25 protein-coding genes are annotated in these 26,274 nt (G+C 71.3%); 14 read left to right on the top strand and 11 right to left on the bottom strand.

Annotated elements, in window-relative coordinates; genetic code table 11:
* Positions 1–3: 3 nt before the first annotated feature.
* The gene (locus ACZ58V_RS35520; protein ID WP_468197314.1) at positions 4–705 is read right to left on the bottom strand and encodes a FadR/GntR family transcriptional regulator; all 702 of its coding nucleotides are present in this window, start codon (positions 703–705) and stop codon (positions 4–6) included.
* Between the two features lie 137 nt (positions 706–842).
* On the opposite strand from ACZ58V_RS35520, the gene ACZ58V_RS35515 reads away from it, so the two are divergent.
* The 4 genes from ACZ58V_RS35515 to ACZ58V_RS35500 are packed head-to-tail and all read left to right on the top strand — an operon-like array spanning position 843 to position 4,658.
* On the top strand, positions 843–1,361 hold the full coding sequence (locus ACZ58V_RS35515; RefSeq protein ID WP_382497895.1) for a gluconokinase: 519 nt from the start codon (positions 843–845) through the stop codon (positions 1,359–1,361).
* A gap of 49 nt (positions 1,362–1,410) precedes the next feature.
* Positions 1,411–2,808, top strand: a complete 1,398-nt coding sequence (locus ACZ58V_RS35510; protein ID WP_468197311.1) for a GntT/GntP/DsdX family permease — start codon at positions 1,411–1,413, stop codon at positions 2,806–2,808.
* A gap of 13 nt (positions 2,809–2,821) precedes the next feature.
* Positions 2,822–3,586, top strand: a complete 765-nt coding sequence (locus ACZ58V_RS35505; protein WP_468197309.1) for an SDR family oxidoreductase — start codon at positions 2,822–2,824, stop codon at positions 3,584–3,586.
* A 40-nt stretch (positions 3,587–3,626) separates the two neighbouring features.
* Positions 3,627–4,658 carry an L-idonate 5-dehydrogenase gene (locus ACZ58V_RS35500; RefSeq protein WP_471295286.1) on the top strand — a complete coding sequence of 344 codons (1,032 nt, stop codon included), beginning with the start codon at positions 3,627–3,629 and terminating at the stop codon, positions 4,656–4,658.
* A 75-nt stretch (positions 4,659–4,733) separates the two neighbouring features.
* On the opposite strand, the gene ACZ58V_RS35495 is transcribed toward ACZ58V_RS35500, so the two are convergent.
* From ACZ58V_RS35495 to ACZ58V_RS35480, 4 genes are all read right to left on the bottom strand, one after another.
* Positions 4,734–5,348, bottom strand: coding sequence for a cytochrome b/b6 domain-containing protein (locus ACZ58V_RS35495; RefSeq protein WP_471295284.1), 615 nt, complete (start codon positions 5,346–5,348; stop codon positions 4,734–4,736).
* A complete protein-coding gene (locus ACZ58V_RS35490) occupies positions 5,332–6,057 on the bottom strand; it encodes a molybdopterin-dependent oxidoreductase (protein WP_471295419.1) in 726 nt (241 codons plus the stop codon). The genes ACZ58V_RS35495 and ACZ58V_RS35490 overlap by 17 nt, the downstream gene beginning before the upstream one ends.
* A 136-nt stretch (positions 6,058–6,193) precedes the next feature.
* Positions 6,194–7,732 (bottom strand): APC family permease, encoded by a 1,539-nt coding sequence (locus tag ACZ58V_RS35485; RefSeq protein ID WP_468197304.1) that lies wholly within the window; start codon positions 7,730–7,732, stop codon positions 6,194–6,196.
* Between the two features lie 33 nt (positions 7,733–7,765).
* A complete protein-coding gene (locus ACZ58V_RS35480; protein ID WP_468197302.1) occupies positions 7,766–8,716 on the bottom strand; it encodes a tetratricopeptide repeat protein in 951 nt (316 codons plus the stop codon).
* A gap of 347 nt (positions 8,717–9,063) precedes the next feature.
* On the opposite strand from ACZ58V_RS35480, the gene ACZ58V_RS35475 reads away from it, so the two are divergent.
* The 4 genes from ACZ58V_RS35475 to ACZ58V_RS35460 are packed head-to-tail and all read left to right on the top strand — an operon-like array spanning position 9,064 to position 11,324.
* Positions 9,064–9,987 (top strand): DMT family transporter, encoded by a 924-nt coding sequence (locus tag ACZ58V_RS35475; RefSeq protein WP_471295281.1) that lies wholly within the window; start codon positions 9,064–9,066, stop codon positions 9,985–9,987.
* 46 nt (positions 9,988–10,033) lie between these two features.
* Positions 10,034–10,549: an NUDIX hydrolase gene (locus ACZ58V_RS35470; RefSeq protein ID WP_468197297.1), complete on the top strand. Its 516-nt coding sequence runs from the start codon at positions 10,034–10,036 to the stop codon at positions 10,547–10,549.
* Positions 10,550–10,599: 50 nt separating this feature from the next.
* On the top strand, positions 10,600–10,992 hold the full coding sequence (locus tag ACZ58V_RS35465) for a YidH family protein (RefSeq protein WP_215122459.1): 393 nt from the start codon (positions 10,600–10,602) through the stop codon (positions 10,990–10,992).
* Entirely contained in the window at positions 10,989–11,324 is a 336-nt protein-coding gene (locus ACZ58V_RS35460) for a DUF202 domain-containing protein (RefSeq protein WP_471295277.1), read from the top strand. Before ACZ58V_RS35465 ends, ACZ58V_RS35460 begins: the two co-directional genes overlap by 4 nt.
* A gap of 31 nt (positions 11,325–11,355) precedes the next feature.
* On the opposite strand, the gene ACZ58V_RS35455 is transcribed toward ACZ58V_RS35460, so the two are convergent.
* Positions 11,356–12,300 carry an NADP-dependent oxidoreductase gene (locus ACZ58V_RS35455; RefSeq protein ID WP_468197291.1) on the bottom strand — a complete coding sequence of 315 codons (945 nt, stop codon included), beginning with the start codon at positions 12,298–12,300 and terminating at the stop codon, positions 11,356–11,358.
* 202 nt (positions 12,301–12,502) lie between these two features.
* On the opposite strand from ACZ58V_RS35455, the gene ACZ58V_RS35450 reads away from it, so the two are divergent.
* Both ACZ58V_RS35450 and ACZ58V_RS35445 read left to right on the top strand, forming a co-directional pair.
* The gene (locus tag ACZ58V_RS35450) at positions 12,503–13,537 is read left to right on the top strand and encodes a phosphotransferase family protein (RefSeq protein WP_382832725.1); all 1,035 of its coding nucleotides are present in this window, start codon (positions 12,503–12,505) and stop codon (positions 13,535–13,537) included.
* A gap of 5 nt (positions 13,538–13,542) precedes the next feature.
* Positions 13,543–14,793, top strand: coding sequence for an acyl-CoA dehydrogenase family protein (locus tag ACZ58V_RS35445; RefSeq protein ID WP_471295274.1), 1,251 nt, complete (start codon positions 13,543–13,545; stop codon positions 14,791–14,793).
* A gap of 160 nt (positions 14,794–14,953) precedes the next feature.
* Here the strand turns inward: ACZ58V_RS35445 and ACZ58V_RS35440 are convergent, their stop codons facing one another.
* Genes ACZ58V_RS35440 through ACZ58V_RS35430 form a run of 3 tightly spaced genes read right to left on the bottom strand, consistent with a single transcriptional unit; the run spans position 14,954 to position 18,010 of the window.
* A complete protein-coding gene (locus ACZ58V_RS35440; RefSeq protein WP_189726623.1) occupies positions 14,954–15,547 on the bottom strand; it encodes a TetR/AcrR family transcriptional regulator in 594 nt (197 codons plus the stop codon).
* Between the two features lie 28 nt (positions 15,548–15,575).
* Positions 15,576–17,240, bottom strand: a complete 1,665-nt coding sequence (locus ACZ58V_RS35435) for a class I adenylate-forming enzyme family protein (protein WP_471295272.1) — start codon at positions 17,238–17,240, stop codon at positions 15,576–15,578.
* Positions 17,237–18,010 carry an SDR family oxidoreductase gene (locus ACZ58V_RS35430; RefSeq protein ID WP_468197285.1) on the bottom strand — a complete coding sequence of 258 codons (774 nt, stop codon included), beginning with the start codon at positions 18,008–18,010 and terminating at the stop codon, positions 17,237–17,239. The genes ACZ58V_RS35435 and ACZ58V_RS35430 overlap by 4 nt, the downstream gene beginning before the upstream one ends.
* 217 nt (positions 18,011–18,227) lie before the next feature.
* On the opposite strand from ACZ58V_RS35430, the gene ACZ58V_RS35425 reads away from it, so the two are divergent.
* Both ACZ58V_RS35425 and ACZ58V_RS35420 read left to right on the top strand, forming a co-directional pair.
* A complete protein-coding gene (locus ACZ58V_RS35425) occupies positions 18,228–19,463 on the top strand; it encodes an exo-beta-N-acetylmuramidase NamZ family protein (RefSeq protein ID WP_471295269.1) in 1,236 nt (411 codons plus the stop codon).
* 171 nt (positions 19,464–19,634) lie between these two features.
* Positions 19,635–20,951 (top strand): serine-threonine protein kinase, encoded by a 1,317-nt coding sequence (locus ACZ58V_RS35420; RefSeq protein WP_468197281.1) that lies wholly within the window; start codon positions 19,635–19,637, stop codon positions 20,949–20,951.
* Between the two features lie 28 nt (positions 20,952–20,979).
* Here the strand turns inward: ACZ58V_RS35420 and ACZ58V_RS35415 are convergent, their stop codons facing one another.
* Positions 20,980–23,778 carry a penicillin acylase family protein gene (locus ACZ58V_RS35415; protein WP_471295266.1) on the bottom strand — a complete coding sequence of 933 codons (2,799 nt, stop codon included), beginning with the start codon at positions 23,776–23,778 and terminating at the stop codon, positions 20,980–20,982.
* Positions 23,779–24,042: 264 nt separating this feature from the next.
* Here ACZ58V_RS35415 and ACZ58V_RS35410 point away from each other — a divergent pair, with 264 nt between their 5' ends.
* Entirely contained in the window at positions 24,043–24,648 is a 606-nt protein-coding gene (locus ACZ58V_RS35410) for a hypothetical protein (protein ID WP_184597526.1), read from the top strand.
* Between the two features lie 93 nt (positions 24,649–24,741).
* Entirely contained in the window at positions 24,742–25,458 is a 717-nt protein-coding gene (locus ACZ58V_RS35405; RefSeq protein WP_471295263.1) for a 3-keto-5-aminohexanoate cleavage protein, read from the top strand.
* Positions 25,459–25,721: 263 nt separating this feature from the next.
* Here the strand turns inward: ACZ58V_RS35405 and soxR are convergent, their stop codons facing one another.
* Positions 25,722–26,186: a redox-sensitive transcriptional activator SoxR gene (gene soxR / locus ACZ58V_RS35400; RefSeq protein ID WP_468197273.1), complete on the bottom strand. Its 465-nt coding sequence runs from the start codon at positions 26,184–26,186 to the stop codon at positions 25,722–25,724.
* Positions 26,187–26,274: the final 88 nt, after the last annotated feature.

The following is a 26,274-nucleotide window of genomic DNA, read 5'->3' as shown; positions in this document are numbered from 1 at the left end:
CCGTCACGGCGCCAGGATGTCGAGTTCCTGGAGGGCGCCGACCGTGATCTCGCGGGTCAGTTCCTCCGCGCGGACCGCGTCGCCCGCGCGGACCGCCTCGGCCACCTGGACGTGCAGGGTGACGGCGGCCGGGTCGGGGTCCTCGAACATCACGTCGTGGTGGGTGCGGCCGGCCAGGACCTCGGCGACGACGTCACCGAGGCGTGCGAACATCTCGTTGCCGGAGGCGGCCAGGACGGCGCGGTGGAAGGCGACGTCGTGGACGAGGTACTCCTCCAGCTTGTGACCGCGTGAGTTGGCGACCATGCCGAGGGCGCACTCGGTGAGTTCGGCGCACTGCTCGGCGGTGGCATGGCGGGCGGCGAGGCCCGCGGCGACCGGTTCGATCGCCGAGCGCAGCACGGTGAGGGACCGCAGCTGCCCGGCTCGGTCGGCGCCGGCCAGGCGCCAGCGGATGACCTCGGGGTCGTAGACGTTCCACTCGGACTTGGGGCGGACCGTCACGCCGACGCGGCGGCGGGACTCGACCAGGTGCATGGACTCCAGGACGCGGACCGCCTCGCGCATCACGGAGCGCGACACATCGAAACGCTGGGCCAGCTCGTCCGTGCGCAGCACGCTGCCCGGCGGGTACTCGCCCGCCGTGATCTCGGGGCCGAGGGTGTCCAGTACATGGCCGTGAAGCCCTCGACCCGGTGTGCTCATGCACTCAGCGTACGGGGTAGATCACGGAGACAAAAAGTCAGACTTATTTGTCACTGCCTCTTGAATTAGTCGTACCTAATGGGTTTCAGTTGCGTCGACATCACGTGTCGACGAAGACAGCAGACAGTGAGGCAGCGATGAACACCCCCCACGTCGTCGTGGTCATGGGCGTCGCGGGCACCGGAAAGACCACCATCGGTCCCCTGCTCGCAGCCCGGCTCGGCGTTCCGTACGCCGAGGGCGACGACTTCCACCCGCAGGCCAACATCGCCAAGATGTCGGCCGGTACGCCACTCACCGACGAGGACCGCTGGCCCTGGCTGGACGCCATCGGCGCGTGGGGGCACGGGCGGGCCGGACTCGGCGGGGTGGTCAGCTGCTCGGCACTGAAGCGGTCGTACCGCGACCGGCTGCGGGCCGCCGCACCCGGCGTGGTCTTCGTGCACCTCGCGGGCGACCGCGCGCTGATCGAGGACCGGATGTCGCACCGGCAGGGGCACTTCATGCCCACGGCGCTGCTCGACTCCCAGTTCGCCACGCTCCAGCCGCTGGAGAGCGACGAGGCGGGGGTCCGCGTGGACGTCCTGGGCAGCCCGGAGGAGATCACCGAACGAGCGGCGAGCGCGCTCGAGGATCTCCCCGAGCCCGTCCAGTAGCCCCTCGCTCCCTTCCTACGACTCCCCTCACCCCAAGGACACCTCCCCCGTGACCAGACTCAGCGTCGAGATGCTGGCAGCGGACGCACCCGAGCCGATCACCACGGCCGGGCACGCTCAGCTGGGCATCGCCGTGCTGGCGGGCATCGCCGTCATCGTCCTGCTCATCACCAAGTTCAAGTTGCACGCGTTCCTGGCGCTGACCATCGGGTCGCTGGCGCTCGGCGCGATCGCCGGGGCGCCGCTGGACAAGGTCCTCACCAGCTTCAGCGCCGGCCTCGGCACCACGGTCGCCGGCGTCGGCGTGCTGATAGCCCTCGGCGCGATCCTCGGCAAGATGCTCGCCGACTCCGGAGGCGCCGACCAGATCGTCGACACCATCCTCGAGAAGGCCGGCGGGCGTTCGATGCCGTGGGCGATGGTGCTGATCGCCTCCGTGATCGGACTGCCGCTCTTCTTCGAGGTCGGCATCGTGCTGCTGATCCCGGTGGTGCTGATGGTCGCCAAGCGCGGCAACTACTCGCTGATGCGCATCGGAATCCCCGCGCTCGCGGGCCTCTCCGTGATGCACGGCCTGGTGCCGCCGCACCCCGGTCCGCTGGTCGCGATCGACGCGGTCGGGGCCGACCTCGGCGTGACGCTGGCGCTCGGTGTCCTCGTCGCCGTCCCCACGGTGATCATCGCCGGTCCGGTGTTCTCGAAGTACGCGGCCCGCTGGGTGGACGTGCCCGCCCCCGACAACATGATTCCGCAGCGCGCCTCCGAGGACCTGGAGAAGCGCCCCGGCTTCGGCGCCACGCTGTTCACGGTCCTGCTGCCGGTGATCCTCATGCTCGCCAAGGCGCTGGTCGACATCGTCGTGGACGACCCGGAGAACCCGGTCCAGCGCGTCTTCGACGTCGTCGGCGCCCCGATGATCGCGCTGCTCGCCTCGGTGCTGGTCGGCATCTTCACACTGCTGCGGCCCGCCGGGTTCTCCAAGGAGCGCGTCTCGCCGCTCGTCGAGAAGAGCCTCATGCCGATCGCGGGCATCCTGCTGATCGTCGGCGCGGGCGGCGGCTTCAAGCAGACGCTGATCGACACCGGCGTGGGCCAGATGGTCCTGGAGATCTCCGAGAACTGGTCGATCCCCGCACTGCTGCTGGCCTGGCTGATCGCGGTGGCGATCCGGCTGGCGACCGGTTCGGCGACGGTGGCGACGGTCTCGGCGGCCGGCCTGGTCGCCCCGCTCGCGGCCGACATGTCGACGACGCACACCGCCCTCCTCGTCCTGGCCATCGGCGCCGGCTCGCTCTTCTTCAGCCATGTGAACGACGCCGGGTTCTGGATGGTGAAGGAGTACTTCGGGCTGACCGTCGGCCAGAACATCAAGACCTGGTCCGTCATGGAGACGATCATCTCGGTGGTCGCCGGCGGCATCGTCCTGCTGTTGTCCTTGGTGATCTAGGAGAGGTACGGCCATGACTGCTCACCCCCTGTTCGACATCGGCGGCCGTACGGCCCTGGTGACCGGCTCCAGCCGGGGCATCGGACTCGCCCTCGCCCGTGGTCTGGCGGAAGCCGGCTGCACGGTCGTCCTGAACGGACGCGACAAGGACCGCCTCGCCGAGGCCGCCGCCGGGCTGCCCGGCGACAAGGTGCACACGGCCGCGTTCGACGTGACCGACGGATCGTCCGTGGCGGACGGGATCGCGGACGTCGAGGAGCGGGTGGGCCCGCTCGACATCCTGGTCAACAACGCGGGCATGCAACTGCGCGCCCCGCTGCTGGAGTTCACCGACTCCGACTGGCACCGGATCCTGGACACCAACCTGACCAGTGCCTTCCTGGTCGGCCGTGAGGCGGCGCGCCGGATGACGGAACGCGGCCACGGCAAGATCATCAACATCTGCTCGCTGCAGAGCGAGGTCGTACGGCCCGGGATCGCGCCGTACGCCGCCACCAAGGGCGCGCTGAAGATGCTCACCAAGGGCATGTGCGCGGACTGGGGCCCGAGCGGAGTGCAGGTCAACGGGCTCGGCCCGGGCTACATCGAGACCGAGCTGACCAAGCCTCTCGTCGACGACGAGGAGTTCAGCGCCTGGGTGCGGCGCCGTACCCCGGCCGGGCGCTGGGGCCGTACGCAGGACCTGGTGGGCGGGGTGCTGTTCCTCGCCTCCCCGGCCGCCGACTTCATCAGCGGGCAGGTGCTGTACGTCGACGGCGGCATGACGAGCGTGCTGTGACATCGCTGAGACCATTGCTGTGACGATTCAGGAGGTTTCGATGCTGGGTTGTGTGATTCACGGTCAGGACGACCTCCGGGTCGCGCAGTTGCCCGTGCCGGAGGCCGGGCCGGGGCAGGCGCTGGTCGCCGTCCGGTACGGCGGGGTGTGCGGGTCCGATCTGCACTACTGGCGGCACGGCGGCGTCGGTGACTTCCGGCTCCGCGAGCCGATGGTGCTCGGGCACGAGGTCGTCGGGACGGTCCTCGGGTACGGGGACGGCGCCTCGGGTCCGGCTCCGGGTACGGCCGTGGCCGTGCACCCGGCGACCCCGTGCGGGGTGTGCCCGGAGTGCTCGGCCGGGCGGCGGAACGTGTGCCGGGACACCAGCTATCTGGGCAGTGCGGCGCGTTTCCCGCATGTGCAGGGCGGGTTCGCGGCGCAGGTGGTCGTGCCCAGTGAGCAGTTGCGGGCGTTGCCGGACGGTCTGGAACTGCGCCGGGCCGCGCTCGCCGAGCCGCTGTCCGTCGCACTGCACGCGGTGCGGCGGGCCGGGGACGTGGCCGGGCGGCATGTTCTGGTGACCGGTGCCGGGCCCATCGGGTGTCTGGTGGTCGCGGCGGCGAAGGCTGCGGGGGCGGCGCATGTCACTGTGACGGACCTGCTGCCCGAGGCGTTGGAGTATGCCCGGGCCGCCGGTGCGAGCACCGTTGTTCGGGCCGACGATCCCGACGATGCCGGGTGGCCCGATGAGGTCGATGTGGCGATCGAGGCGTCCGGGGTGGCTGCGGGGCTCGACGCGTGTCTGCGGCGGGTGCGGCGTGGTGGGGTTGTCGTGCAGTTGGGGATGTTGCCGCCGGGGCAGAGTCCGTTTGCGGGGAACCTTGTGGTGAGCCGGGAGATCGAGCTGCGGGGGGCGTTCCGGTTCGACACGGAGTTTGATGCGGCGTTGGAGTTGCTGGCGGTGGAGTCGGCGTTCGACGGGCTGGTCAGTGCGGTGGTTCCCGTGGGGGAGGCCGAGTCGGCCTTTGCGCTGGCCGCTGATCGGAGTCGGTCTTGCAAGGTGCTGTTGGATTTTGACGTCGCGCCGTAGGGGGTGATGTCGGCGAGCGGCTGCGGGTGCGTTGTGGTTGTTCGCGCAGTTCCCCGCGCCCCTGAAGGCAAAGAGCTATCGGCGCCATAGGGGGTGCTGCCGGGTCGCCCAGTCTCTGCTCACCTTGCCCGTTCGCATGCCTCTGCGGGACTCCGGATCGGCCACCGCCATGCCGATGTGGCCGGCCAGGACGATGCCGATGGTGAGGGCCAGCCAGTCGTGGACGAAGGTCGCGCTGGTGCGCCAGAGCAGGGGGGTGAGGTGGGTGAACCACATCATCAGGCCGGTGGCGAGCATGACGAGGGTGGCTCCGGCGATCCAGGCGGCGTAGATCTTCTGGCCGGCGTTGAACTTGGCGGCCGGGCGGGAGACGGGGCGCTTGTCGCGGTGCAGGGCGGCGCGCAGCCAGGTGCGGTCGTGCGGGCCGAAGCGGTTGAGCCGGCCGAGGTCGGCTCGGAAGGCGCGGGAGGCGAGGCCTGCCAGGACCGGGAGGGGCAGGGCCAGGCCTGACCACTGGTGCAGGGTGACGACCAGGGCGCGGCGGCCTACGAGTTCGGCGAGCTGGGGGACGTAGAGGAAGGCCGCCGTCAGGACGCAGACGCCCATCAGGGCGGCCGTCGTGCGGTGGATCCAGCGCTGGGTCGGGGTGAAGCGGCTGACCTCGGCCGCGGTGTCAGCTCGTGGGTGCATCGTCGCGTCCGTTCGAGCGGCCCACCCAGGCGTCGACGTCGTAGCCGCGCTCCTCCCAGTAGCCCGGCTCGACGTCGTCGGTGAGGGTGATGCCGGAGAGCCACTTGGCGGACTTGTAGAAGTACATGGGCGCCACGTAGAGGCGGACCGGGCCGCCGTGGGAGTGGCCGAGGTCCTTGTCCTGCATGCGCAGCGCGACCAGGACGTCCGCGCGGCGGGCCTGGTCGAGGGTGAGGCTCTCGGTGTACGTGCCGTCGAAGCAGGTGAAGCGGATCGCCTTCGCGGTGGGGCGTACGCCGGCCACGTCGAGGAGCCGGGAGAGGCGCACGCCTTCGAACGGTGTGTCCGGGACCCGCCAGCCGGTGACGCACTGGACGTCGCGGACCATGCGGGTCTGCGGCAGGGCTTTCAACGCGTCCAGCGTGTAGGCCGTGGGGCGGTCGACCAGGCCGTCGATCTTGAGGCGGTAGGTGCCGGCGTTCTTGCGCGGGACGGACGAGGCGACCGAGTAGTAGCGGAAGCCGCCGCCGTTCGGGAGCAGTCCGGTCAGGCCGGTGGGGTCCTTGTCGGCGGCGCCGCCGAGGAAGCCCTCCAGGCCGCGCTGCAGCTTGGGCGCGGCGACGACGCCCAGGGCGCCCACGGCGAGGGTGCCGAGGAAGACGCGGCGGCCGACCGGGGTGCCCCGTTCCTCGGGGTGTCCGTCGTTCACGCCGTCTTGTACGTCCTCGTGCACTCCCTTATTCACGTCCTCGTCCACGTTCTCATTCGAACACCCGCGACCCCCGGCAGGACAGGGATCGCGGGTGCTCGTCAGACTTCCGTAACCACTTCTTACGTGGGCACCCTCAGGACGAGGCCGCCTTGTCCAGCTGGAACGCCTCGTTGCCGAGCCCGATCCGGGCGTGCTTCTCGGGGGCGCGGGCACGCAGTACCAGGCCCAGGACCAGGCCGGCGACGAGAGCGAGGCCGATGACGCCGGGCAGGACCCAGCTCAGCGAGGAGTCCGGGCCGGCGCCGACCAGGACCTCGAAGTCCTTCACCGTGTAGCCGGCGATCACGAGCAGGGCGAGGCCCGACAGCGCGGAGGTGACCAGCCGCCAGGCCTGGGCGCCGGCGGCGCCGCGGCGGACGAAGAAGACGACGACCGACAGGGAGGCCGCCGCCATCAGCAGGATCACGCCGAGGGCGCCGATGTTGCCGAGCCAGGTGAACAACTGCAGGACGGGCGCTGTCGGGTCGCCGGCCGGCTTGTCGTCGGCGATCGCGAAGGCGGCCACGACCACCACGGCCACGACGGTCTGCAGCAGTGAGCCGGTGCCGGGAGCTCCGCTGGTGCCGCTGGTGCGGCCGAAGGCGGCGGGCAGCAGGCCCTCGCGGCCCATGGCGAAGGCGTACCGGGCGACGACGTTGTGGAAGCTGAGCAAGGCGGCGAACATGCCGGTGACGAACAGGACGTGGAGAACGTCCGTGAAGGTGCCGCCGAGGCGGGACTCGGTGAGGAAGAACAGCAGTCCGGCGCTCTGCTTCTGGGACGTGCCGACGATCGCCGAGGGGCCGGTGGCGACGGTGAGGGCCCAGCTGCTCAGCGCGAAGAAGACGGCGACCCCGCCGACGGCGAAGAACATCACGCGCGGCACCAGGACGTGCGGGCGGCTGGTCTCCTCGGCGTAGACGGGGGCCTGCTCGAAGCCGAGGAACGCGGCGATGCAGAAGCACAGCGCGGTGCCGACACCCGCGCCGGTGAGCGTGTCGGGGTTGAAGGCGTGCAGCGACAGGCCTTCCTTGCCGGGGTCGGCGAGCGCGGCCACGTCGAAGATCACGACGAGGAGCACCTCGATGCCCAGCAGCACTCCGAGCACGCGCGCGTTGACGTCGATCTTCAGCCAGCCGAGCAGTCCGACGGCGAGGGCGGCCACCAGGGCCGGTATCCACCAGGCGATCTCCACCTCGGCGTACGTGGCGAGGAGCCCGGAGACCTCGAAGCCGAAGATGCCGTAGATGCCGATCTGGAGCGCGTTGTAGGCGACGAGGGCGACCAGGGCGGCGCCCGCGCCGGCGGTGCCGCCGAGGCCGCGGGAGATGTACGCGTAGAAGGCGCCCGCGTTGTGGACGTGGCGGCTCATCTCGGCGTAGCCCACGCTGAACAGGATCAGGACGACCCCGAGAACCACGAAGAGCAACGGCTGACCGACGATGCCCATCACCGCGAATGTGGTGGGCATGACACCCGCGACCACCATGAGCGGGGCGGTCGCCGCGAGGACGGAGAGCAGCAGTCCCCCGGTGCCGAGGCGGTCGGCGCGCAGGGCGCGCTCCTGCCCCTTGAACGTACTGATGCCGCCGCCTGCGGCGGACGTGCTCGTGCTCGAACTGTCCGTGGTCATCGGGAGAGCGTCCTCACTTCTGGGATGCGGGGGTCAGGCGGTGCCGAGCGCGCCGGCGCGGGCGGCGGCGAACGCGGTGTGCGGGTCACGGTCCGGGTACGACCAGGGTGCCGGGGTGGCGTACCGGCCGATCCGGTGGAACAGGGCGGCGGCCTCGGCGCCCCGCCCCTCGCAGAACTTGGCGTGGGCGAGGAAGTTCAGGTCAACCAGCCGGCGCGGGTGGCCCTCCAGCTCCCACTCCAGCCACCAGTCGAAGGCGGCCTTCATCACCTGCCGGGCGCGGCGGCCCGCCCAGTGGCCCGAGGCGGCCGGATCGGCGGGCTCGTACCCGGCGGCCGCCAGCACGCGGTAGCGCTCGGCGTGTGCGATGACGGGCAGGATCGCGAGCGGGGAGTCGGCCGGTGCCTGTTCGGCGGCCCAGTTGGCGAAGTCGTAGACCTCGTGCAGCGGGTCCGGGCCGGCGTCGGTGCGGCGTCCGGCGAGCCGGGCGACCATCAGGTGGTGGGCGTGGTGGTGGTCGGCGTACCGGCCGCGGACCGCCTCGAAGTGCCGGACCACGTCCATGTCGGTGCCGGTCGCGCACTCCAGCATGAGCAGGCCGAGCCAGGGGGTGGGGTCGGCCGGGGCGCGGGCGACCGCGGTCTGGCAGGCCTCGCGGGCGCGGGCCGGCTTGCCCTTGCCGCGCAGCACTCGCCGGACCTCGGCGAGTGCGAGCAGGACGGAGGCGTCGGCGGACTCGGGTTCGGCGAGCAGCCACTCACGGGCCCAGGCGGCGCTGTAGGACTCTCCCGCGAGGACCGTGATCCGGTGGCCGCGGCGGTCCCAGTCCTCTCCGGTCCGGACCAGCAGGGAACGGACGTGCTGCCAGCGGCCCTGCGCCAGCGCGGCGCGCGCGGCCACGAGGTCGGCGTCGTCGAGGGCCTCGTCGAAGGCTTGTGCCGCACGTCTGCGGCCACGGCCGAGGGGAGGCGGGGGTGGGGACACCGCGGGACTTCCTCACGCGCTCTTCTGGTGTTTCGGCTCACGGCGGTCGATGGGGCGCGGGTGTGCGCAATGCCATGAACTGATCACGCACAGCCAACCCCCCGCCAATGGTTGACGTCAAGGGCCGTCGTCGCGTTACACGCGTCAACTGGTGTTACTTGTGAGGGCTTTGTGATCAACGGGGAGCGGGGGGAGCATGAGACCGACATCCGATTTTTCCGTTTCGCCCTTTGTGACGTACGTCATAGCGTTGGCCGGTTTCGACCCGGACCATGGCAGGACGTACGGGCGCGCCGGGCGGAGCCGGCCGGTACAGTCGGCCCCTACGCAACCGTGAACCCGACCTGATGATCGAGGTACACCGCGTGTCGGTTCTAGTTCTCGTGCTCGCCCTGAGTGCCGCCTGCTGTCTTGGCTTCGGCTTCGTCCTGCAGCAGAACGCGGCCCAGCGGGCACCGCTGAGCGACTTCCTCTCCTTCCGCCTGCTCATCGACCTGGTGAAGGTGCCGCGCTGGCTCGGCGGCATCGCGCTGATGGTGGTCGGCATGGCGCTGGGCGCCGCCGCCCTGGGGCAGGGCGAGCTGTCACTGGTGGAGCCGCTGCTGGCGACGAACCTGCTGTTCGCGCTGGCGCTGTCCCGCAGGCAGACCAGGCAGCCACTGGGCCGCCAGGGCTGGGCGGGCCTGCTGCTGCTGGCGGGCGGAGTGACCGCGTTCATCGTGGCGGGCCAGCCACAGGGCGGAGCCGCGACGGCCGATCCGGTGCGGCAGTGGCTGATCATCGGGGCCATGGTGGGGCTCGCCCTGCTGCTCACGACCCACGCCAAGCGTTCACGGCTGAACTCCGGACCGGTGCTGCTGGCCCTGGCCGCCGGGCTGCTCTACGGCGTGCAGGACGCGCTGACCCGGGTGAGCGGGCAGAAGTTCTCCGACGGCGGCTTCGCCGAACTGCTGACCGGCTGGCAGCCGTACGCGGTCCTCGCGCTGGGCGTCACGGGGCTGGTCCTCGTGCAGAGCGCCTTCGAGACCGCCTCCCTGCGCAAGTCGCTGCCCGCCCTGACCGCGGCCCAGCCGCTCGCCGGGATCATCTGCGGCGTCGGCTTCCTGGGCGACCGGCTGCGGACCGACGCGGTGGCCCTGAGCTGGGAGGCGGGCGGCCTGCTGGCCGTGGTCGCCGGGATCGTGCTGCTCGGGCTGCATCCGGCGATGCCGCACGGATTGGCGGAGCGGGCCCGCGTGGGGAAGCTGCAGGCACAGCCGCAGCAGGTGTGAACCCGGCGCCGCGCCGCTCGGACGCGGCCCCTGCTTGGATGAGGGCATGAGCGCTGCTGACGAGATCCTCGACATCGTCGACGAGAACGACCAGGTCACCGGGCAGTTGCCCCGGGGCGAGGTCTACGCCGAGGGCCTGCGGCACCGCTGCGTGTTCATCCAGGCCCGGGACGCCGGGGGACGGATCTTCGTGCACCGGCGGACCCCGACCAAGCTGGTCTTCCCTTCCCTCTACGACATGTTCGTCGGCGGAGTGGTCGGCGCGGGCGAGGCCTACGACACGGCGGCCCTGCGCGAGGCCGAGGAGGAGCTGGGCGTGACCGGCCTGCCGGAACCGCGGTACCTCTTCAAGTTCCTCTATGACAACGGCGCCGGCCAGAGCTGGTGGTCGGCGGTGTACGAGGTCCGCTGCGAGCTTCCCGTACGGCCGCAGGTCGAGGAGGTGGCCTGGCACGACTTCCTGCCCGAGGAAGAGGTGGAGCGGCACCTCGGGGACTGGGAGTGGGTGCCGGACGGGCTGGCGGCGTACGAACGCCTCAAGGCGTTTCGGTCGAGGCCGTAGCGGGCGACACCCACAGCGCCGGCGAGCAGCTCCCGGGTAGGGTCGCGCAGATGATCGAGTTCGTACGGAACGTCCGTTTGTGGTTCGCGCCCGCGGAGGTCCGGCAGGACGGCGAGACGCCCGACTACCGGTTCTCCCTGGCGAACGAACGCACCTTCCTGGCCTGGCTGCGCACCGCTCTCGCGCTGATCGGCGGCGGCTTCGCCGTGGACCAGTTCCTGCCGGACCTGCGCTGGGGCTGGCGGGTCGGCCTGGCCCTCGCGCTGCTCGCCGCGGGGGTGCTGTGCTCGCTGCGGGCGGTCAACCACTGGGTGCGCTGCGAGCGGGCCATGCGCCGGGGCGAGGATCTGCCGGTGTCCCGGTTCCCGGCGTTGCTGAGCCTCGTCGTCGCGGTCGTCGCCGTCGCGATGGTGCTTGTGGTGCTCGTGGGGTGGGAGGGGTGAGCGCCGCTCACAGCGCGCCTCGGCCCCCCGACCGCGACCCCGGGCTCCAGCCCGAACGGACCCGGCTCGCGTGGCGGCGTACGACGCTCTCGGGCACGGTCGCCGCCGTGCTCGCCGTGAAGACCGCGCTGCACGGCGCCGCGTCGGTGGCCGGGGTCGTCGGATGCGCCCTGTGCTGTGTCCTGTGGCTGGGCTTCCTCGGTGTCGCCCACCGCCGCATCCGCACGCTCTCCGCCCCCGGCAGCCCCGCGGCGTTCGCACCCCGGCACGCCACGGCCGCCGTGCTGTGCACGGTGGCGATGGCGGTGTGCGGGGCCGCCCTCGTTCTCTAGGCCGCGTCCGCGGGCCGGCGGACGGGACGGGCTACGCGCCCTCCGCCTCCCAGTCCACCGTCACGACGATCTTGCCTCGGGTCCGGCCCTCCTGGTTCAGCAGGTGCGCGTCCGCCGCCCGCTCCAGCGGGAACGTCTCGGAGACGTGCACGCTCACCACGCCCTGTTCCGCCAGGTCGGTCAGCCGCTGGAGGTCCTCGGCGTCGGGGCGTACGAAGTAGTAGCGGCCGCCGTAGTTCACGACGTCGCCGTCGGCGATCGACACCAGGCGTCCCTCGGGGGCCAGCAGGTTCGCCGAGGCCTTCAGCGCGTCACCGCCGACCGTGTCGAACACCGCGTCCACCCCCTCGGGCGCCAGCCCGCGCACCCGCTCGCCCAGGCCCTCGCCGTACGTCACCGGCTCGCCGCCGAGGCCCCGCACGAAGTCGTGGTTGGGCTCGCTCGCCGTGCCGATCACCCGGGCGCCGAGGTGGGTGCCGAGCTGGACGGCGATCGAGCCGACGCCGCCGGCCGCCGCGTGCACCAGGACGGTCTCGCCCCGCTTCACCTGGAGCACCTTGAGCAGCACCTGGTAGGCGGTGAGCCCGACCAGCGGCAGCCCGGCCGCCTCTTCGAAGGAGAGGTTGCGCGGCTTGCGGGCGAGGGTGCGCAGGGGCGCGGCCACGTACTCGGCGAAGGTGCCCCGGGAGAGGAAGTCCTCGCGGACGTACCCGATGACCTCGTCCCCGACGTCGAACTCCGAGACGGCCACGCCGGGTCGTACGACGACGCCCGAGACGTCCCAGCCGGGCACCACGGGGAAGACGGGTTCGAGGACGGCGTCGAGGTAGCCCTCGCGGGCCTTCCAGTCGACGGGGTTCACGGACGCCGCCCGCACCTTCACCAGCACCGCGTCCGGGCCGACCTTGGGATCGCGGACCTCCCCGAACGCCAGCGCCTCGGGTCCGCCGTACCGTGAGTAGCTGATGGCCTTCATGGCTTTGACCTTCCGGGCTCCCCGCGCGGCACGCAAGCCGGATTGGCCTGAACGAAGAAGGTCCCTGTGCCTCCCCGGCGTCTCGCGCGAGGAGCCGTCGGCCTATCGTGGCTCCGATCACGTTTCGGCCCCCCTCTGGACGACATACCGACCGGTCGGCATCATGAGTCGGGAACCGTCCATCTCCCCGTAGGAGCGACGCATGAGCCCCGACCACCCGCCCGGACTCGATCTCGACCGGCTGCGCGGCCTGCTCGACCGGGAGCGGCCCGGCCTGGTGAACGGCCCGCTGTCCGGCCGGCTGATCGAGGGCGGCCGGTCGAACCTCACGTACGCCGTGTCCGACGGCACCGCGCGCTGGGTCGTACGGCGGCCGCCGCTCGGCCATGTGCTGGCCACCGCGCACGACATGAAGCGCGAGCACCGGGTGATCAGCGGGCTGTATCCGACCGCCGTGCCGGTTCCGCGGCCGGTGCTGCTGTGCGAGGACGAGGAGGTGCTCGGGTCGCCCTTCTACGTCATGGAGTTCGTCGAGGGCACCCCCTACCGCACCGCCGACCAGCTCGTGCCGCTCGGTCCGGAGCGGACCCGGGGCGCGGTGCTGAACCTGGTGGACACGCTGGTGGAGCTGCACGCGGTGGACCCGGGCGAGGCGGGTCTCGCGGACTTCGGCCGGCCCGAGGGCTTCCTGGACCGGCAGCTGCGGCGCTGGGGCAAGCAGCTGGACGCCTCCCGCAACCGCGACCTGGACGGCATCGACGAACTGCACGCCGCCCTCGGCCGGGACCTGCCCCGCTCCCCCGCCCCGGCCGTCGTGCACGGCGACTACCGGCTCGACAACGTGCTGATCGGCGAGGACGACACCATCCGGGCGATCCTCGACTGGGAGATGTCGACGCTGGGCGACCCGCTCACCGACCTCGGCCTGCTGGTCATGTACAGCATGCCGCTGGGCATGCCCGACTCCCCCGTCTCCACGACCGCCGAGGCCCCCGGGCATCCGGCACCGTCCGAACTCATCGAGCGGTACGCCGCGCGCTCGGGGCGCGACGTCTCCGCGGTCTCCTGGTACACGGCGTTCGCCTGGTTCAAGCTCGCCGTGATCCTCGAGGGCATCCACTACCGCTACACGCTCGGCCAGACGGTCGGGCGCGGGTTCGACCGTATCGGCGACCTCGTGCCCGTCTTCGTCCGGCACGGGCTGACCACGCTTCACGAGGGCCTTCAGGAGGGCTGATCCGTATGGACTTCGCGTTCGACGCACGCACCGAGGAGCTGCGCGCCAAGCTGCTCACCTTCATGGACGAGTACGTCTATCCGGCCGAGGCGGTGGCGGAGGAGCAGCGCGCCAAGCTCGCCTCGCCGTGGGAGACGCCGGCGGTGGTGGAGGAGCTGAAGGCCGAGGCGCGCAGGCAGGGCCTGTGGAACCTCTTCCTGCCGGACTCCGAGTACGGGGCCGGGCTCACCAACCTGCAGTACGCGCCGCTCGCCGAGATCATGGGCCGGTCCCCGCAGCTGGCGCCTACGGCGACGAACTGCGCGGCGCCCGACACCGGGAACATGGAGGTGCTGACCCAGTTCGGTGACGAGCAGCAGCGCAAGCAGTGGCTGGAGCCGCTGCTGGCGGGCGAGATCCGCTCGGCGTTCGCGATGACCGAGCCGGAGGTGGCCTCCTCGGACGCCACCAACATCACCACGCACATCCGGCGGGACGAGGGGGGCACCTCCCGCTCGAGCGGAGCCGAGAGTGGGGGAGATTACGTCATCACCGGCCGCAAGTGGTACATCTCCGGGGCGATGAACCCGGACTGCAAGATCTTCATCGTGATGGGCAAGACGGACCCGGACGGGGACGACATCCGCCGTCAGCAGTCCATGGTGCTGGTCCCCCGCGACACGCCGGGCGTGACCGTCAAGCGCGCGATGCGGGTGTTCGGCTACGAGGACCACTCCCACGGCGGCCACGCCGAGGTGATCTTCGACGACGCGCGCGTGCCCGCGTCGAACCTGATCGGCGAGGAGGGCGGTGGCTTCGCCATCGCGCAGGCCCGGCTCGGTCCCGGCCGGATCCACCACTGCATGCGGCTGATCGGCATGGCGGAGCGGGCGATCGAGCTGATGTGCCGGCGGGCCGTGTCCCGTACGGCCTTCGGCAAGGCGCTGGCGCAGCAGGGTGTGGTGCACAACTGGATCGCGGACGCGCGGGTGACGGTCGAGCAGTTGCGGCTGCTGGTGCTGAAGACGGCGTGGCTGATGGACACGGTGGGGAACAAGGGGGCGCACACCGAGATCCAGTCGATCAAGATCGCTACGCCTCGTGCGGTGGTGGACATTCTCGACCGGGCGATCCAGTTGCACGGTGCGGGGGGTGTCAGTCAGGACTTCCCGCTGGCGGAGCTGTACGCGGGGGCGCGGACGCTGATGATCGCGGACGGGCCTGACGAGGTGCATCAGCGGTCGCTGGCCCGGCGGGAGTTGAAGAAGTACCTGTAGGCGGGGCGGGCGGTGGGGGTTTCCTCGCCCCCGCCGCCCCTGCCCGTCCCATCTCCGGGGGCGCTTGCCCCTTCGACCCCGCCAGGGGGCTGCGCCCCCTGGACCCCCGATCGGCCTGAACGGCCTCGTCCTCAAACGCCGGACGGGCTGGGTTGGGCGGCTATGGGCGCAGTGCCCGCATCAGCAGGTCCGCCAAGTGGTCGGCCACCTGTTGGGGGCTCATGGGACCCTCCGGCCGGTACCACGTCGACAGGTGGTGGACCGAGCCGAAGTGGTAGTCGACCACCAGGTCCGCCGGGGTCGCCTTGGAGAAGATGCCCGACTCCTGGCCCTCCTCGACCAGCGCCCGGAAGCGCTCGTGGTAGCGGCGGCGCTCGGAGCGGACCTGCTTGTTCTTCTCGGGGCTGAGATGGTGCATCGACCGCCAGAAGATCATCGCGTCGTCGAGGTTGTCGATGGTCGTCACCACGACGTCCGCGGCCGCGGACCGCAGCCGCTTCTCCACCGGCTCGTCCGCGTCCGCGACGGCGTCCAGCCGCTCCTGCTGGATGCGCAGCACGCGCGCGTACACCTCGTGCAGAAGGTCGTCCTTGGAGCCGAAGTAGTGGTACAGCGCCCCCTTGGTGACGCCTGCCGCCTCGACGATCTCCTGCACCGAGGTGCGGTCGTAGCCCCGCTCGGCGAAGAGCCGGGTGGCGGCGGCCAGGAGCCGCTGAGGCACGGGGGTGCCGTCCGAGTCCGTAGTCCTGGGCACTGCCGCCACCTGCCTTTCCGTACTGCTGTCAGTTGCCTTGCGTACGGGAACGAAGTTCCCGACGGAGGATCTTCCCACTGGCCGTCTTCGGCAAGTCGGGCAGGATCTCCACCTGGCGCGGGTATTTGTAGGCGGCCAGTCTCTCCTTGCAGTAGGCGGCCAGCGCATCCGGGTCCGTCTCGGCGTCCGGACGCAGGCTGATGTACGCCTTGACGGTCTCCCCGCGATAGCCGTCGGGCACCCCCACGACGGCGGCCTCGCGCACCGCCGGGTGCGTGTACAGCACGTCCTCGACCTCGCGCGGCCACACCTTGAAGCCGGACGCGTTGATCATGTCCTTCTTGCGGTCGACGACGTACAGCCAGCCCTGCTCGTCCATGAAGCCGATGTCGCCGGTGCGCAGTTCGGCGCCGGGGAAGGTCTCGGCGGTGGCGTCGGCGCGCCGCCAGTAGCCGGGCACGACCTGCGGGCCGCGTACGGCGATCTCGCCCTGCTCGCCGAAGGGCACCTCGTCGCCGTTGTCGTCGACGATCCGTACGACCGTGTCGGGGCCGGGCAGGCCCACGGCGAGCGTCCCGGAGGCCGGGTCGACGGGCGCCTCCAGACCGGGCGGCACGGAGGCGCAGGGCGCGGTGCACTCGGTCAGCCCGTAACCGTTGCGGATGTACGGCCCGAAGCCCGCCCGGAACTTCTCCACCAGCGCGGGCGGCAGCGGGGCGCCGCCGGAGGAGATCACCCGGAAGGAGGAGAAGTGGTCACGGGTGACGGAGGGGTGGGCGGCCAGCGCCATGAAGGCCGTGGACGGGCCGACCGTGTAGTGCGGCGCGTGCTCGGCGAACGCGTCCAGCACCGTGCCCGCCTCGAAGCGGTAGGCCAGCACGAGCGTGCCCCCGCTGTTCAGACAGGCGCCGAACTGGCAGACCATGCCCGTGATGTGGAACAGCGGCGCCATCGCGAAGTACACGGGCCGCTCGGGCAGCCCCAGGCCGGTCCGCTGCCGCTCGGCGTTGTACATGATGTTGCCGTGCGTGTTGGTGGCGCCCTTGGGCGTGCCGCTCGTGCCGGAGGTGTAGCTGATCAGCGCGATGTCGGAGGGACCGGGCGTACGGTCCGCCGGTGCCTTGTTCCCGGCTCGCGCCACCGTCACCAGATCATCGGCGTCCGGAGCCTGCGGCAGCCGCTCGAAGCTGAGCACGCGCGCGTCGTCACGCGTCTGGAAGTCCAGCTCGCACCCGGTGAGCGCGATCCGCACGGGCGAGTCGGCGGCCGTCTCGCGCAGATACGACTCCCACGCCCGGTCCGAGCAGATCAGCGCGGCGACCTCGCCGTCCCGCAGGACGTGGGCCACCTCGCCCGACTTGTACATCGGGTTGACCGGCACGACCACCGCGCCCGCCTTCCAGGCGCCGAGCACGGCGAGCACGAAGTGCGGAGAGTTCTGGAGCAGCACCGCGACCCGGTCGCCGCGCTCCAGGCCGCGTGCCGCGAGGTACCCGGCGACGGAGTCGCTGAGCTCGTCGACCTCCCGGTAGGTCAGCCGGCCGTCGAAGTAGGCCAGGAAGTCGCTGTCCGGCGTCTCGGCCACCACCCGTCGCAGGGCGTGCACGAGGGAGCCGGCGGGGCTTATCGGGCCCTTCTGGGCCTCGCTGAGCAGGGCGAGCCAGGGTTTGGCCGCGTAGCGGGACTCGGTCACCGGGTCTCCTCCCACTGCTGCTGGATGCGGTTCATGCCGGTCAGCCACCGGTCGGGGTCACCGGCCCGGGCCTGATAGTAGGCGGCGACCTCCGGGTGCGGCAGGATCAGGAACCGGTCCTCCTCGATGCCCTTGAGCAGGGCGTCCGCGACGGCCTCCGGCTCGATCGCGGTCGGCTGCAGCACCAGGTCGCCCGCGCTGCCGGTGGCGGCGAGCATGTCGGTGCGGACGCCCTGCGGGCAGATGGCGTGGACCTTCACGCCCCGGTGCCGGTACGTCAGCGACAGCCACTCGGCGAAGGCGAGGGCGCCGTGCTTGGTGACGGCGTAGGGCGCGGCTCCGATCATGGTCAGGAGCCCGGCGGCGGACACGGTGGACACGAACCGGCCGCTGCCGCGCTCCAGCCAGGCCGGCAGCAGCTCCTCGGCGGCCCGGACATGCGCCATGACGTTCACGTCCCAGGACGTCGCCCAGGCCTTCTCGTCCACCGCCCGACCGGAATCGACGCCGTCGAAGGCGACCCCGGCGTTGGCGCAGTACACATCGACGGTCCCGCCGAGCGCGTCCCGGGCGTCCCCGACGACCGCCGAGGCATCACCGGGCACGGCGATCCCCCCGACCTCGTCCGCGACGTGCTTGGCCCGCTCGGCGTCCAGGTCATTGACCACGACCCGGGCCCCCTCGGCGGCGAAGCGCCGGGCAAGCGCGGCCCCGATCCCGCCACCGGCCCCCGTGACAACGACTCCAGCCCCTTGAAAGGCTCCCACCATCGGTCTCCTTAGACGCGGCTCAGCAATGGCGCCAGACTAACCGGTCGGTATGTACCACGGAAGGGGTGTCGACAACGCCCTTGAGGGGCGGGGCTGCACCCATATGCGGCTCCGCCGCGTGGGCGCGACAAGCCACAGGCGGGCCGCGGCCTCCCCACGGCACGCGGAAGCGCATACCGTGCCCATGCCGACCGTCCCCGCTCAAGGAGGTCACCGCATGCGCCCTTCCAGACGAGCCGTACTCACCACCGCCACGGCGGCAGCCGTATCAGCCACCTCCACCGCGGCCGCCGCCCAGCGCCACAAGAAACTACGCACCGGCTTCGAACGACTCGCCCAAGACGGCTACGCCCTGCTCGACGGCCAAAGGGTCGGCATCGTCACCAACCCCACCGGCATCACCCGCGACGCCCGCCACATCGTCGACGTCATGCACGGGGACGACCGCGTCGACCTCGCCGCCGTCTTCGGCCCCGAGCACGGCTTCCGGGGCACGGCCCAGGCCGGCGGCTCCGAGGGCCGCTACGACGACCCGGCGACCGGCCTGCCCGTCTACGACACGTACCTCAAGAGCGGCCGCCCCCTCGCCGACATCTTCACCGCGTCCGGCGTGGACACGGTCGTCTTCGACATCCAGGACGTCGGCGCGCGCTTCTACACGTACATCTGGACGCTGTACGACTGCATGGAGGCCGCACAGCTCGCCGGCAAGCGGTTCGTGGTGCTTGACCGGCCCAACCCGGTGACGGGGCGGGCGGCGCTGGGACCCGTGCTGCACAAGGAGTTCGCCACGTTCGTCGGGCGGCAGCCCATCTCCCAGGCCCACGGGATGACCGTCGCGGAGCTGGCGCGGCTGTTCAACGGCGAGTTCCTGACCGACCCCGTGCCGCTGGAGACCGTGACGATGTCGGGCTGGAAGCGCTCGGATTTCTACGACTCCTCCGGTCTGCCCTGGGTGCCGCCGAGCCCGAACATGCCGACGCCGGAGACGGCCCTGGTGTACTCGGGGACGTGTCTGTTCGAGGGCACGAACCTGTCGGAGGGGCGTGGCACGACCCGGCCGTTCGAGCTGCTGGGCGCGGAGGGCGTCGACCGGCGCTGGGCGGGCAGGGCGAACGAACTCGGGCTGCCCGGCGTGCGGTTCAGGGAGGCGTACTTCGCGCCCACCTTCTCGAAGTTCCAGGGCAGGACGATCGGCGGCGTACAGGTCCATGTGCACGACCGGGCCGCGTTCGACCCCGTGCGCACGGGAATCGCCCTGCTCGTGACCGCCAAGCAGGTCTGGAGCGGCTTCGCCTGGCGACCCGACCACTGGATCGACAAGCTCACCGGCTCCACGCGCGTGCGCACGATGATCGACGCGGGCGCGGACACCGACGAGGTCGTGGCGGGGTGGCAGAGCGAACTTGCGGTGTTCCGGCGGATGCGGCGGGAGTACCTCGTCTACCGCTGAGCGAGGCATACCGCTCCCCAATGCGCCCGTGACGTATGGCCAAGCCGCCCCGTTGGCAGGACGATGCGCCCAGATCGTGGCGTCACCCGGGGGCTGGGCCGTGTCCGCAAAGTCCCGCCTGCCCCGCGGCCGGACGCCGGGACCTTGCGGACACGACCTAGGGGGCCTGTCATGGCGGATCCGGCGATGAGTGTGACTCCCTACTGGGAGCTGACCTTCGACGCGGACGGGGACCCGGCGGGCCGCCAGCGGGACCGGTTGCTCGCCGGGGTGGCGGAACGGAAGGTGCGCGACCTGATCGTCTTCGCGCACGGCTGGAACAACGACCGCTCGGGCGCGACCCGGCTCTACGACCGTTTCCTCGCGCCCGTCCCGCGGCTGGTCCCGGCGGCCCGGGTCGGGTACGTCGGGGTGCTGTGGCCGGCGATGCGGTTCTCCGACGAACCGATCCCGGACCTGCCACGGGCCGTGGCGGCCGAGGCCCCCAGGCGGCCCGTGCTCGACAAGGACACGCGGCACGCGCTGCTGGAGACCTTCCCGGGCCGGGCGATCCTCGTCGACCAGATCGCGCGGCTGCTGGAGCAACAGCCGGCGGAGGAGGCCGAGCTGGAGGAGTTCGGGCGGCTGGTGCGGCTGCTGGTGGAGGTGGTGGCGCCCGGACCGCAGGAGCTGTTCACGGCGGACACGGTGGCGGAGGGGGTGCCGCAGAGCGAGCCGGAGATGTTCACCGGATCCTCGGCGGCGGCCTGCGAGGAGTACGCGCAGGCGCTCGCGGAACTCGAAGCGTCCGGCGCGCGGCGGGACTTCAGGCTCCCGAACCCCTGGGACGGCGCGCACGAACTGCTGCGGCAGGCGACGTACTACGCGATGAAGCGGCGCGCCGGAACCGTCGGTGAGCGCGGTCTCGGCAGGGTCGTCGGGCAGCTCGCGGCGGTGGCGCCGGGCGTGCGCGTGCACCTCGTGGGGCACAGCTTCGGCGCGCGGCTGGTGTCGTTCGCACTGCGCGGACTGCCCGAGGGCGTGCGCACGGTGAAGTCCGTGACGCTGCTCCAAGGGGCGTTCTCGCACTACGCGTTCGCGGCCCGGCTGCCGCACGACGCCCGCGCCGGAGGGGTGCTTCAAGGGCAGCAGAACCGCGTCGACGGTCCTGTGGTGTGCTGCCACTCCCGGCACGACTCGGCCCTCGGCACGATCTATCCGCTGGCGTCACGGATGGCGGGCGACAGCCACTCGGTCGCGGGCCTCGACCTGAGCCGGGCCCTGGGCGAGAAATGGGGCGCGATGGGCTGCGGCGGGGTGCGGGCGGTGCCGGGCACGCGCGCGTACACCCTCGCCAAGGCCCTGACGGCGAAACTGCCCGCCTCGGGGTGCGTGAACGTCGACGTGGCGGCGGTGGTCAGACGCGGCGGGCCGCCGGCCGGCGCGCACAGCGACATCCTGCACGAGGAGCTGGCGAGGCTGGTGCTGGCGGCGGGCCGCGTGCGCTGACCCGCCGCCTGTTCTCAGGGCCGCCGGGTCACCGGTGCGAGGTGAACTCCACGACCTGCTGGTAGGTCGGCCGGTTCTGCCAGCTGATCTTCCCGTGCTTGATGCCGCCGAGGGTGCGGTGGATGACCGAGTCGGCGCACCACTGGTCGCCCGCTGAGCACTGGTCGTCACCTGGGTAGACCTGGGCGGCGGTCTTGCCGGCCGCCTCCTTCAGGGTGCTGACGAGGGTGTCACGGCAGGCGCCGAGGCTGCCGTCGCCGCAGTACGTCCTGGCGAGCGGGCCCCGCACCTGCTCGCCGAGCACGGCCCGGATGTCCTTGTCGACATAGCTCCACCAGCCGTACTGGAAGGAGCTTCCGGCGTGCGCGCCGGTCGGTCCGTGGGCGGCCGACGGGGACTCGTCCACGGGCAGGTTGGCGGTCATGGCCTCGTACAGCTCGCTGCCGAGGCCCGGTTCGAACTCGGCCTCGACCAGGAGTGGCCACCAGGCGTCCAGGATGCGGACCGCGTCGGCGTCGGCGTACTTCTTGGAGCCGGCCGAGGTCTCCGTGCGCTTGCCGCCGGCCGCGACCCAGGCCTGGAGCTTGCCGACGGCGGCGGCGGTGGCGGGGTCGGTGACCGGCGAACTGGTGACGACCTTCAGCAGCTTGGGCAGGACGTCCTCCGCCCGCAGATCGGCCGTTCCCGCGTCGGCCATGGCCTTCACCAGCGAGGCCCGGGTCACCCCGCCCTGCTGGACCAGCTTCTTCACCCGGTCCTCCAGGAGGTTGCCGCGGTGCACGGACCCGTTGCCCCAGGACGCGGTCGTGTAGTCCTTGGCCTGCTTGTTGTTCCAGGAGATGTAGTAGTCCTGGTCGATCGAGTTCGGGTGGGCGGAGGGCGGGGTGTAGTCGGCCGTGTTGGCCGCCGGGTCCCAGCCCCGCCACTCGTACGCCGGCCGCGCCCACACCGGGAACTCGGCGTCGACGCCGTTCGCGCGCACCGGGTTGTCGCCGCTGTTGTAGTACGCGGTGCGCTCGGAGTCGGCGTAGAACCAGTTGAAGGTGTAGTTGATGTGCCGCACCGCCTTCTGGAAGGACTCCGGGCCCTTGACGTAGCCGGGGTCGTTCAGCATCTGGAAGCCGATGATGGAGTCGGCCTCGTGCATGAAGGACGAGCGCAGGGTGGTGTAGGCGACCTTCTTGCCGCCGACCGTCGCGCGGTACTCGACGGGGCCGTACTTCGTGCGCCAGACGCGCATCGTGTACGAGCCGGCCGCGGTGCCGTCGGCGGTGGTCGGCTTCCAGGCGTTCTTCTGCTCTATCTTCTCCATCGGCGTGCAGGTGCCGCGGTACAGGTAGTGGTAGTCGTCCTGGCACAGTTCGACGGCGTAGGTGTCGATGATGTCCTGGCCGGAGGTCGTGGCGCTCCACGCGTAGTCCTGGCCGCGGCCGAGTTCTACGTACATGCTCAGGCCCGCGAAGGAGGCGCCCCGGGCGCTGATGCCCGGGCCCTGGATCTCCTGGAGCAGCAGCAGCTGGGGGGCGAAGTAGCCGGTCTGGGGGCCGAACACGGCGACGGGGTGGCCGCTGGCGGTGTGCTCGCCGCCGACCACGAGAGCGTTGGACATGCCGCGCTTGGCGGACGACAGGGCCGTCTTGGCCGCCTCGCCGGACGCGCCGGTGGAACCGGCCGTCGCGGCGCTGCCGGTGCGGTCGTAAACGAGCGGCTCCGGCTCCACGGAACCGGCGTCGGGCAGGGCCGTGCCCTGCGGGTCGTCGGGCTTGGTCGCGTACGGGAAGCTGCCGTCGTGGACGGTGAGGACGGCCTCCGGGTCGTTGCGCTCGCGGAAGGACTCCCAGACCTTGGCGCCCTCCACCACGCCGTACTTCTCCTGGGCGGCCAGCAGCGACAGCGCGTTGTTGACCTCGCCGCCCCCGCCGGAACCGAACAGCGCGCCGATGACCGAGCCCAGCGCGACCAGGTCGGTGATCTTGAAGCGCTCGATCGTCCCGGCGTTGGTGACGGAGTCCTTGTGGCCGGTGAGGACGTACTCGCCGGGGAAGTAGCGGCCGCTGTCGGAGGCGTCGATGTAGGAGTTGATGCCGTCGAGATAGGCCGTGGCGTCGGCGAGGGCCTGCTTGCCGCGCTCGCCGTTGGTGGCGACGGCGTTGTCGATCTGCGCCTGCAGATCGGCCTCGGTGTACGGGGCGTGCCGCCAGAACTGCTGTTCCAGGCCCTGGTTGGAGGGCGCGCCGCCGGCGAAGGAGGTCAGCTGCCCGCGACCGACGTGCCGGAAGACGTCCATGAGCCACAGCCGGTCCTGGGCGGCCGCGTAGCCGGCCCCGAACTCGGTGCCGTACCGCGTGGTGCCGGTGATGTGCGGCACGCCCGTCTTCTTGTCACGGACGATCGTCACGTCGCCGCGCCCGGCGGGCTTGACGGTGGAGGCGACCTGATCCGCCGGGACTCCGAAGGACGCGTCGTTGAAGAAGTTGTTGATCTTGTCGTTGGTGAGGCCGGTGTAGCCCTTGGCGAGGTTCGCGTAGGGCCCGAGCTGGTCCTCGGCGTGCTCGGGCTGGGTGCCGAAGGCCTGGTTGAGGAGGATCTGGGCGAGGGTGGCGTTGCCGTTCTGGCCGGGCGGGAGGATGTCCGAACACTGGTTGCCGCAGTGGTCGTTCGCCACGGCCGCGGCCTGCGCGGTCGGCGTTTCCGCGGCGGCCGCCGGGGCAAGCGGCGACAAAAGTCCTGCGATCAGGGCGCATACCGAAGCGGTCTTCAGGAACCCGGGGATTCCCCGGGGAGTTCTCATTCCGTCGAGAACGGTGCGTGGGGTACGCCGTGACATGTGGGGGGCTCCTCCCGAGGGGGTGGCCGGATGTTACCGCCGGTATCCCCGGGTTTGAAGATGAACAAGCGTCACTTCTTGGAGTCAGCACAACAGGCACACGGACCACGGCAGTCGACTCGCGGGCCTCTTAGGACGGCTTATGGAGGGCATTTGAAATCGGATGGAGCCGATTCGCTTGTCGATACGTCTATTCGGCGACGTCCGTACGACGACGCCGAAGTGACCGGATTACAGGTGCAGGTGTGACGGAGGTGCAGGACGATGGCCGGTTTCCGGAGTCTGGCGAGACAGGTCCGCGATCCGCGGTGCGATCTGGCATTGCGGCGCTATTCGCTGCGCAAGTGCCTTGAGAGGTTCGCCCCTTACGGGCACAGGGCGACCTGGGACCATTTGTGCTCCCGGGCAGGGTTCGGTCCCGAGGACCGGTCCCCCGATCCAGTGCGGCTCGTGGCCGCACTGGACGAACTGGAGGAGGCGCGGGCGGTCTGGCTGGCCTACGAGGTCGAGTTCGCCGAGCGCCGCAAGAAGGAGAAGCACGACGGACTGCGCCGGCCGGGCAGCGTGGACGACTGGCACCGGCTGACCTGGGGCGGATTCGGCGTGGCGTGGTGCGACGATCCGGCGGTCCATCCCCGTGAACCGCTGGCCGAGGTGCTGCGCCGGCTGATCGCCGCGCTGGAGCGCGAACCGGGCTCGGCGTGCCCGGTGTGCGGCGGGGAGCAACTCGCCTGGAAGTACGACCTGGACCACGAACCATCGGCGGGTCCGGTCTGCACGGACTGCGGAATCCTGGTACCGCGTCCCGTGCTCACGCCCGAGTCCCTGGCGTACGCCAGGCGGGCGAGGCCACTGTTGATGTCGGCTTGACGAACGCGGGTGCGCGGGGGGTGCGCCGGGGATGCCGCACCCCCACTGGCGTCGCGGGGGCCGGCTGTCAGTGGTGACTGGCACCATCGGGACATGGTGCAGGTGTGTCTGAACGGGGCGCGGGGAGCCGCCGACGGTGCGGCGGTGCCACTGTCGCCCGAGGCGATGGCCGAGTCGGCGGCGGAGGCCGTCGCGGCCGGGGCCACGGATGTCCATGTCCATCCCAAGACGCCGTGCGGGCGGGACACGGTGTCGCCGCGGGTGCTCGCGGTGACGCTGGAGGCGATTCGGGCGCGGGTGTCGGTGCCGGTCGGGGTGACGACGGGGGCGTGGGCGGAGCCGGACCCTGCCGTCAGGCTGGAGCGCGTCCGCGGCTGGACCGTGCTGCCCGACCATGCGTCGGTCAACTGGCATGAGCCGGGGGCGGAGGAGGTGGCCGCCGCACTCCTCGATCTCGGGGTGGGGGTGGAGGCGGGTATCTGGTCGGGGACGGACGGGGCGGAGCGGTTCGCCGCGTCCTCGCTGGGGCCGAGGGTTTTGCGGGTGCTGGCCGAGGTGACGGACACGGATACGGAGAGTGCCGTTGCCTCTGCGCGGGCGTTGCTGTCCGAGATCGGTTCCGCCCATGGCCGTCCTGTGCTGCTGCACGGAGAGGACGGGGGTGCTTGGCCTGTGCTGCGGCTCGCGGGACGGTTGGGGGTGGCTACGCGGGTCGGGTTGGAGGATGTACTGGTGCTGCCGGACGGGAGGCGGGCCGGGTCCAATGCGGAGTTGGTGGTGGCGGGGTTGGGTGAGTACGGGGCGGGTTGATGGGCAAGCACTCGGGGTTGGTGCTTGGGCCGGGGGGGGGTGCGCAGCCCGGCGGTGCGGGGTGCCGCTGCGCCCACCCGTGCCGCCCCTAGCGGCACGCATGCCCGCAGCTGGGGGGACTACGCAAGGGGACGTGTCGGGGGGTGTCCGCCCGCAGCGGTTGGCGCGTCAACGAACAGTCAGTCGGCGCGAGACCCCATCGCGCCGTTCCGAGGACGGACACCCCCCGACACGTCCCCGACCCACCACCACCGCGCAGACGACTACGCGCGCCCCTTGTCCACCATCAGGCGGGAGCCCGTGCGGCGTTCACCGAAGGCGTCGTCCGGATTGGAGAGGACGCACCCTTCGAGGGAGAGGCAGCCGCAGCCGATGCAGTCGGTGAGGTGGTCGCGCAGGCGGTTCAGTTGCGCGATGCGTTCGTCCAGTTCGGAGCGCCAGGCCTCCGAGAGGTGCGCCCAGTCCTCCTTCGTCGGCGTCCGCTCCTCGGGGAGTTCCGCCAGCGCCTCGCGGATCGTCGCCAGCGGGATGCCGACCCGTTGGGCGGCCCTGATGAAGGCGACCCGGCGGAGCGTGTCGCGTGAGTAGCGGCGCTGGTTGCCCGAGGTCCGGCGACTGCCGATCAGGCCCTTGGACTCGTAGAAGTGCAGCGCGGAGACGGCCGCGCCGCTCCGCGCCGCGAGCTGGCCGACCGTGAGCTCATGGATCTGCTCTGGAATCTGGGGCACCCATCGAACCCTACCCAGTCCGTTGACACGACCCCCCGCGGCCGACCATGCTAAGCAGTCGCTTAGAGAAACAGCTTCCCTGACATGC

The organism is Streptomyces sp. NPDC040589 (assembly GCF_055594445.1).
The sequence above is the reverse complement of the archived record's forward strand: the minus strand, read 5'-3'. Positions and strand labels throughout refer to the sequence as shown.